Raw genomic sequence first — 7,891 nt, 5'->3', positions numbered from 1 at the left:
CGCCCGCCTGTGGCCCGGCAAAGCCGGTTCCACGGCTCATGCTGGTAAAGAGCCCATCTATAAGGGCGACGGGACGGGACTAGCGACCGTGGGGCTATAAACTCCCGGGGTGTCACTTTTCAAATCCGCTTCTACCGTCTCCCTTCTGACCCTGGTCTCCCGAATCACCGGTTTGGTGCGGGAACTGCTGATTGCCTCGACTTTTGGCGCCAGCGCCATGACGGATGCCTTCAATGTGGCATTTCGCATTCCCAACCTGTTCAGGCGGCTGTTTGCCGAGGGGGCTTTCAGCCAGGCTTTTGTGCCGGTGCTGGCCGCCAGCAAGGCCCAAAACGGCGAAGCCGAGACCAAACTGCTGATAGACCGGGTCGCCACTTTACTGGCCTGGGCGCTGCTTTTGACCTGTGTGGCCGGCGTGGCGGCAGCCCCTGTGCTGGTCTGGGCCATGGCCAGCGGGCTGAAGCAGGAGGCGCGTGGTTTCGAAGCCGCCGTTTTCATGACGCGCTGGATGTTTCCTTACATCGGCTTCATGTCGCTGGTGGCGCTGTCCTCGGGCGTGCTCAACACCTGGCGCCGGTTTGCCGTGCCGGCTGCCACGCCGGTATTGCTCAACCTTTCCATGATTCTGGCGGCCTGGCTGGGCGCCCCCTGGTTCAAGGCGCACGGGATCGAGCCGGTTTACGCCCTGGGCGGCGGCGTGATGGTGGGCGGCATCCTTCAACTGGCGGTGCRGGTGCCGGCGCTGTTCCGGCTGGGGCTGCTGCCGCGCATTGGCTGGAACCCTTCTGCGATCAAGGCGGCCTGGGCCGATCCGGCCACCCAAAACATCACCAGGCTCATGGTGCCGGCCTTGCTGGGTGTCAGCGTGGCGCAAATTTCGCTTCTTATCAATACGCAGATCGCTTCGCACCTCACGCCCGGCAGCGTCAGCTGGCTCACTTATGCCGACCGCCTGATGGAGTTCCCGACCGCGATGCTGGGTGTGGCCATCGGCGTGGTGCTGATGCCGCAGCTGTCGGCCGCCAAAGCCGCCGGCGATGCGGCGCGCTATTCGGCCATGCTGGACTGGGGCCTGCGCATTGTGGTGCTGCTGGCTGTTCCCTGTGCTGTGGCCCTGATGACGTTTGCCCAGCCGCTGGTTGCCAYGCTTTATCACTATGGTGCTTTTACCGACCGCGACGTGCAGCAGACCACTACGGCCTTGATGGGCTACGGCGCGGGCCTGCTGGGACTGGTGGCCATCAAGGTGCTGGCGCCCGGTTTTTATGCGAGCCAGGATATCAAGACGCCGGTGCGCATTGCGGTGGCCGTTCTGGTGGTGACACAGCTGCTCAATCTGGCGCTGGTGCCGTTTTTGCAACACGCGGGGCTGGCGCTGGCCATCGGTATTGGCGCGCTCATCAACGCGTTCTGGCTGCTGTGGGGGCTCAAGCGGCGCGGCAGCTACACGCCGGCGCCCGGTTGGGGCATGTTTTCGGCACAGGTGGTGGGTGCCAGTGCGTTGCTGGCGGTTTTCCTGCTGTGGGCGGCCGGGGCTGTGAACTGGGTCGGTTTGAAAGGCCAGTATCTGGAGAGAATAGGGCTGCTGGCGCTTGTCCTGCTTGCGTCAGGCGCTATTTATTTTATAGCGCTATGGGCGTCGGGCCTGAAGGTGCGAAAACTTCTGAAACACTGAGTTGTCGCCTTTTTCAGACTCTTCAAGGGCATTCCTTGATTCCCTTTTTGCGCCGGTTTATGAGACAGTAGGGTATGCAATTAAATCTGACCGTACCGTCTCCATTGCARTATTTCTCCAGCCTTGTGGAAAGCGACGAGCATTTCCCCCTGCTGGAGGCCGCCGTCAGCCTGGCGCAGGACGAATACCCCGACCTTGACGTGCAGCAGGTGCTGGGCGACGTAGACCAGTTGCTGGCCCGCCTCAAGCGCCGCCTGCCTGCCGACGCACCCGCGCTGCAGCGCCTGCGGGCATTGAACCAGTTCTTTTTTCACGACCTGAACTTCGGCGGCAACGTCAACGATTACTACGACCCCGACAACAGCTACCTGAATGCCGTGCTGCGCACACGCCGCGGCATTCCCATCACGCTGGCGGTGCTGTGGCTTGAGCTGGCCCTGGGCTTGGGCCTCAACGCGCGCGGCGTGGCCTTTCCCGGACATTTCATGGTGAAGGTCAACCTGCCCAAAGGCCAGGTTGTGATTGATCCGTTCAGCGGCCAGTCGCTCAGTCGCGAAGAGTTGTCCGAGCGGCTGGAGCCTTTCCGGCAACGCAGCAGCGCCGACGAAGAGTTCGAGGTGCCGATGGGGCTGTACCTGCAGTCGGCGCCGCCGCGCGAAATCATCAGCCGCATGTTGCGCAATCTCAAGGAAATCCACAAGACACAGGAAGACTGGCAGCGCCTCATCCCCGTGCAGGACCSCCTGATTGTTCTGCAGCCGGAAGCATGGACCGAATACCGCGACCGCGGCCTGGCCTGGGCCGCGCATGGCGAGCCCGAGCGGGCCATTGCCGACCTGGAAATCTATCTTGCCAACGCCGAAGATGCGCTCGACATTGACACCATGGCCGAGCGGCTGACCCAGCTGCGCCAAAGCCGCCACTGAGTTTCCCTGCTGTGTCCCCGGTTTGCCTGCTCCGGTTGTTGCTATTGATTTAATAGCTGCTTGCGCCCGTCTGCAGGGCGCTGCAGGCACTTTCTCTCAAAGAAGTTCGATCTCGCTGAGCGTGAGAAAGCAGCTTTCCCGTGTGATCGCCACAAAGTCTTCCAGCCAGGGCCGGCCTGACATGGCTTGCGTGCAAGCAACATAGAGGCGCCCAGTCAGGCCCTTTTTGCCGATCGGCCTTGCGCTCACGTAACCTCTGTCCAGGTAACTTTGCACGGCCCATTTGGGCAGGGCGGCGATACCGCGGCCACTGGCCACCAGCTGCAGCATGGCAATCGTCAGCTCGGTCGTACGGCGCGCAGGCTTGACGCCGGCCGGCTCCAGCACCTGGYGCACCACGTCGAGCATTTCGTCAGGTACCGGGTAGGTGATCAGGGTCTCGTTGGCGAAGTCCCTGGCCGTGAGATGTGTTTTGGCCGTCAGCGCATGCTCATTCGCCAGCAACGCCATGATTTCAAAGCGGAACAGCGGGTGGAAATCCACGGTTTCGCTGGCGTCTTCTTCGGAGACGATGGCGATGTCGGCGCGGTCCTGCAGCACGAGTGCAATCGGGTCGGGGTGAAAGCCCGAAACGATGTCCAGTTCCACCTCGGGCCAGCGCGTGCGAAACGAATCCATGGCCGGCATCAGCCAGTCAAAACAGGTGTGGCATTCCACAGCGATGCGCAACTGGCCTGAACGCCCGGTGGCCAGCCGCACCACATCGCGCTCGGCTTCCTCGACTTGCGGCAGCACCGCGTCGGCCAGCGCCAGCAGCCTGAGGCCCGTGGTGCTGAACTGAGGGGGTACGGACTTGCGCTCGAACAGCGGCGTGGCGTAGCGCTCTTCGAGCAGCTTGACCTGATGCGAGAGCGCCGACTGGGTGAGGTTGAGCAATTGCGCCGCGCGCACCAGGCTGCCGCTGTCGCGCAGGGCGATCAGCGTGCGCAGGTGGCGCAGTTCAAGGATGGACGGGCTCATCAGTTATTCCCTGCAGATCGATCAGCAGATTAATCGGTGAATCAATTATTTTCATATTGAAAGGCAATATCTTTCGTTTGAATAATAGTTGAATCTGGCCGACCATGCGTTCTTCTGTGATTGATTTGCATTGGGAGATAACTGGATGGTCCACACACATACCCTGGGTTTTCCGCGCATGGGCGCGAACCGGGAACTGAAATTCGCGCTCGAAAAACACTGGCGCGGCGAGATTGACCTGGCTGCACTGGAAGCCACCGGAGCCGGCCTGCGCGAGCGGCACTGGGCCGTGCAGAAAGAAGCCGGGCTGGACTTTGCCACGGTAGGCGACTTCGCTTTTTACGACCACGTGGCCAATCACATCCAGATGCTGGGTTGCGAGCCGGCGCGCTTTGGCTTCACCGGCCGGGAGCCTTCGCTCAGCCGCTACTTCGCCATGGCGCGCGGCGTGAATGCACACAGCGACCCTGCACACAGTGCCGACTGTGCGTGCGCGGATGGCAAGGCGGGCGGTGGCAGCTTCGCGCTGGAAATGACCAAATGGTTTGACACCAATTACCACTACCTGGTGCCTGAGTTCAATGCGGCCACGCAATTCAGCCTTGCTTCGGAGCGCCTGTTCGATGAAGTGACGCAGGCCCAGGGCGCTGGCCACCGGGTCAAGGCGGTGCTGCTCGGGCCACTGAGTTTTCTGTGGCTTGGCAAGGAAAAGACAGGCGGCGATGAGCCCGGCTTTGACCGCTTCAGCCTGCTCGACAAACTATTGCCGGTGTATGCGAAGATTCTCCGGCGGCTGAAGGCGCAAGGTGTGGAGTGGGTGCAGATGGACGAGCCCATCCTGGGCCTGGATTTGCCCGAGCGGTGGCGCTACGCCTTTGAGCGCAGCTATTCGCAGCTGGCCCGCAACGCACCCCAGCTGCTGCTGGCCACCTACTTTTCGCCGCTGGCCGACAACCTGAGGCTGGCCTGCCAGTTGCCGGTGGCGGGCTTGCATGTCGATGCGGTGCGTGCACCCGAGGAACTGGTGGGGGTGGCCGACTGGCTGCCTGCGCACAAGGTGCTGTCGGTGGGTATTGTGGACGGCCGCAACATCTGGCGCACAGACCCCGACATGGCGCTGGCGAAGCTGCGCGCGGTGACAGCCAGGCACCAGGGCGAACTCTGGATCGCACCCTCCTGCTCGCTGCTGCACGTGCCTTTCAGCCTTGCAGCCGAGAGCGCGCTGGATGCGGAATTGCGCTCTTGGTTAGCATTCGCGGTGGAAAAACTGGGCGAACTGCGCATGTTGCGCGCGGCGTTCACGGGAGAAGAGTCTCCGGTTGCCAGGGAGCTCGCTTCAGCCCGCGCGGCTGTTGCGGCGCGCCGGCGCAGCCCCCGTGTGCACCGGGCCGACGTGGCATTGCGTCTTGCACGCAGCGTTGCAGGCGACGATAGCCGCAGCTCACCTTTTCCGGTGCGCCAGGCCCTGCAGCGCGCCCGCCTTGCGCTGCCGCCGCTGCCCACCACCACCATCGGTTCCTTCCCGCAGACGCCGGAGATCCGCGCTGCGCGCGCAGCGTTCAAACGCGGCGAACTCGGCGCGGCGGGCTACCGTGAAAAGATGGAAGCCGAGATTGCGCTGGCGGTACGCAAGCAGGAGGCACTGGGCCTTGACGTCCTGGTGCATGGAGAAGCCGAGCGCAACGACATGGTCGAGTACTTCGGCGAGCAGCTTGACGGCTTTGCCTTCACGGCCAACGGCTGGGTGCAGTCCTACGGCTCGCGCTGCGTCAAGCCGCCGGTGATCTTCGGCGATGTGGCCAGGCCTGTACCCATGACGGTCGAATGGACGGCCCATGCGCAGAGCCTGACGAAGCTGCCGATGAAAGGCATGCTGACCGGCCCCGTCACCATCCTGCAATGGTCCTTTGTGCGCGACGACCAGCCGCGCAGCCTGACCTGCGAGCAGATCGCGTGGGCCATACGCGACGAGGTGGTGGACCTTGAGAGGGCCGGCATCGGCATCGTCCAGATCGACGAGCCGGCCATTCGCGAAGGRTTGCCGCTGCGCCGTGCGAGCTGGGCCGCGTACCTGCGCGCCGCCACGCGGGCTTTTCGCATCAGTGCCTCGGGTGTGCGCGACGAGACGCAAATCCACACCCACATGTGCTACGCCGAATTCAACGACATCCTGCCGGAAATCGCCGCAATGGACGCCGACGTGATCACCATCGAGACCAGCCGCTCCGACATGGAACTGCTGCGCGGCTTTGGCGCCTTCAGGTATCCCAATGAAATCGGGCCGGGCGTGTATGACATCCATTCACCGCGCGTTCCGACCGTGGACGCCATGGTGCGCTTGCTGCGAAAGGCCGCCAGCGTGATCCCGGCGGAAAACCTCTGGATCAATCCCGACTGCGGGCTGAAAACGCGGGGCTGGCCGGAAACCGAAGCGGCGCTCGGCAACATGGTGCGGGCCGCGCAAGAAGTGCGCAAGGAGCTGGCGGCCTCCTGACGCGGTGCGCCGGACGCCGGGAGGAAGGGCGAGTCAGGTGCCGCGCTTGAGGAAATGCGGAATCTGCATGCCGTCAGGAGAGTCCACATTGCGCGACATGGCCGGCGCCGTGCTGACCTGCACAGGCCGGCCGACCGCGCGTGCGGTGCTTTGTGCGGACATGCGCGCGCCATGCACCAGGGATTCCTGTGCGGGCATGAGGCTGTTGGGAAGCGAGCTGCCCAGGCGCGTGGACGCGGCTTTGGCTGCGGGCGGTGGGTTGAGCAGCCGGGCACCCAGCGTTGCGGCGGTCGAAGGCAGGGGCGCGATCATCCGGACCGGGGCTTTGGCCGGCACTGTCGCGTGCCCCCTTTCGGGCGCGTCGTTGGCGGCTTGCGGCGGATACAACGTGGGACGCAGCCACTCCAGGATCGGTTGCCACTGCTGCAGGTCTTGCGTTGCGGCGCTGGCCGGCAGGTCAAATATCGTCATGCCGCGCTCCAGGCTGCGTACATACAGCTGGGTTTCGCGCAGGGCGCCCAGGAAAGGCATGCCAAGGCTCTCAGACCACGCCTGCAGCGTTTTTGCGGCGCTGGTGCGCCCGTCGATGCGCATGCCCACCGTGGCGAGCCGGCAGCGGCCGCTGGCCACGCGCGGCAACGCCATCAGCTCGGCGTGGCACTGCGCGGCCGATTCGCGGTCAAACATTGAATTGCATACCGGCATGACGATGACATCGGCAAACATCACCACGCGCGCCAGCTCAAAGCCGTGCATGCCGCCCGGCGTGTCAAGCACCACGTGCGTGATGCCGGTGGGCACACGCAGCATGTTTTTCTGATCGACGGCCCAGGGCGCGATGGCGGGCAGCGCGGGGTCCCGGCGCTTGAGCCAGCTTCGCGCCGACTGCTGGCGGTCTACGTCGCCCAGCATGACCGAGCTGCCATTGCGAGCGCACCAGGCGGCGATGTGCGCGGCCAGCGTGCTCTTGCCACTGCCTCCCTTGCGGTTGACGACTGCGATAACCGGCATGACTGCTCCAAAGACGGATCGATGGAACAGTTTGATACATAAATAACAAAAAGTCCAGTGACCCCAAGCGCCACGGGCGCACGCAGCTAGTGTTTTTGTAGCAAAACGGCCCGGCCGAGGGAGCGGACAGCCCCAGGTCGCGGGGCGCGAGAGGGCGGTTGCGGCAGGCTTAGCCGACCGTGACGGCGGCGCCGTCGCCCTTGGGTGCGATCACACCGATTTCATACACCTGCTCGCCGGCGTCACGCAGGGTTTTGGCTGTGGCTTGCGCATTGGCGGCGTCCACCACGACGACCATGCCGATGCCGTTGTTGAAGGTGCGGTTCATCTCGAAGTCGTCGATACCGGCGGTTTTTTGCAGCCAGGCGAACAGCTCGGTTTGCGGCCAGCTGCCCTTTTTGAGGTGGGCGGCCGTACCTTCGGGCAGCACGCGCGGAATGTTTTCCAGCAAGCCGCCGCCGGTGATGTGGGCCAGCGCCTTGATCGGGTGGGCAGCCAGCGCGGCCAGCACGTTCTTGACGTACAGGCGGGTAGGCTCCATCAGGGCCTGCTTGAAAGGCTTGCCGTCAAGCTTCGCCGGAGCCGCAGCGCCGGCGCGTTCAATGCACTTGCGCACCAGGCTGAAACCGTTGGAATGCACGCCGCTGCTGGCCAGGCCCAGCACCACATCGCCGGGCTTCACGTCCTTGCCGGTCAAAATTTTGGACTTTTCGACCGCACCCACGGCAAAGCCGGCCAGGTCGTATTCGCCCGCGGGGTACATGC

At 63.8% G+C, this 7,891-nt stretch carries 6 protein-coding genes; 3 read left to right on the top strand and 3 right to left on the bottom strand.

Translation table 11 applies throughout. The features are described 5' to 3' along the window. The first annotated feature begins 109 nt into the window (after positions 1-109). Positions 110-1,675 carry a murein biosynthesis integral membrane protein MurJ gene (murJ, locus tag AC1D1X_RS10645; protein WP_477698257.1) on the top strand — a complete coding sequence of 522 codons (1,566 nt, stop codon included), beginning with the start codon at positions 110-112 and terminating at the stop codon, positions 1,673-1,675. 74 nt (positions 1,676-1,749) lie between these two features. After that, positions 1,750-2,601, top strand: a complete 852-nt coding sequence (locus AC1D1X_RS10640) for a SirB1 family protein (protein ID WP_477698256.1) — start codon at positions 1,750-1,752, stop codon at positions 2,599-2,601. 96 nt (positions 2,602-2,697) lie between these two features. Here the strand turns inward: AC1D1X_RS10640 and AC1D1X_RS10635 are convergent, their stop codons facing one another. Beyond that, positions 2,698-3,621, bottom strand: coding sequence for a LysR family transcriptional regulator (locus AC1D1X_RS10635; protein ID WP_477698255.1), 924 nt, complete (start codon positions 3,619-3,621; stop codon positions 2,698-2,700). A gap of 145 nt (positions 3,622-3,766) precedes the next feature. On the opposite strand from AC1D1X_RS10635, the gene metE reads away from it, so the two are divergent. Then, a complete protein-coding gene (gene metE / locus AC1D1X_RS10630; RefSeq protein WP_477671386.1) occupies positions 3,767-6,115 on the top strand; it encodes a 5-methyltetrahydropteroyltriglutamate--homocysteine S-methyltransferase in 2,349 nt (782 codons plus the stop codon). Between the two features lie 33 nt (positions 6,116-6,148). Here the strand turns inward: metE and AC1D1X_RS10625 are convergent, their stop codons facing one another. Further along, positions 6,149-7,126, bottom strand: a complete 978-nt coding sequence (locus AC1D1X_RS10625) for a division plane positioning ATPase MipZ (protein WP_477671387.1) — start codon at positions 7,124-7,126, stop codon at positions 6,149-6,151. Between the two features lie 169 nt (positions 7,127-7,295). Then, positions 7,296-7,891, bottom strand: a 596-nt coding sequence (locus tag AC1D1X_RS10620) for a phosphoribosylformylglycinamidine cyclo-ligase (RefSeq protein ID WP_477698254.1), incomplete at its 5' end; no start/stop codon positions are given.

The organism is Polaromonas sp. P1_G4, from assembly GCF_056405475.1.
Note: the sequence above shows the minus strand (reverse complement) of the source record. Positions and strands in the feature narration are given on the sequence as shown.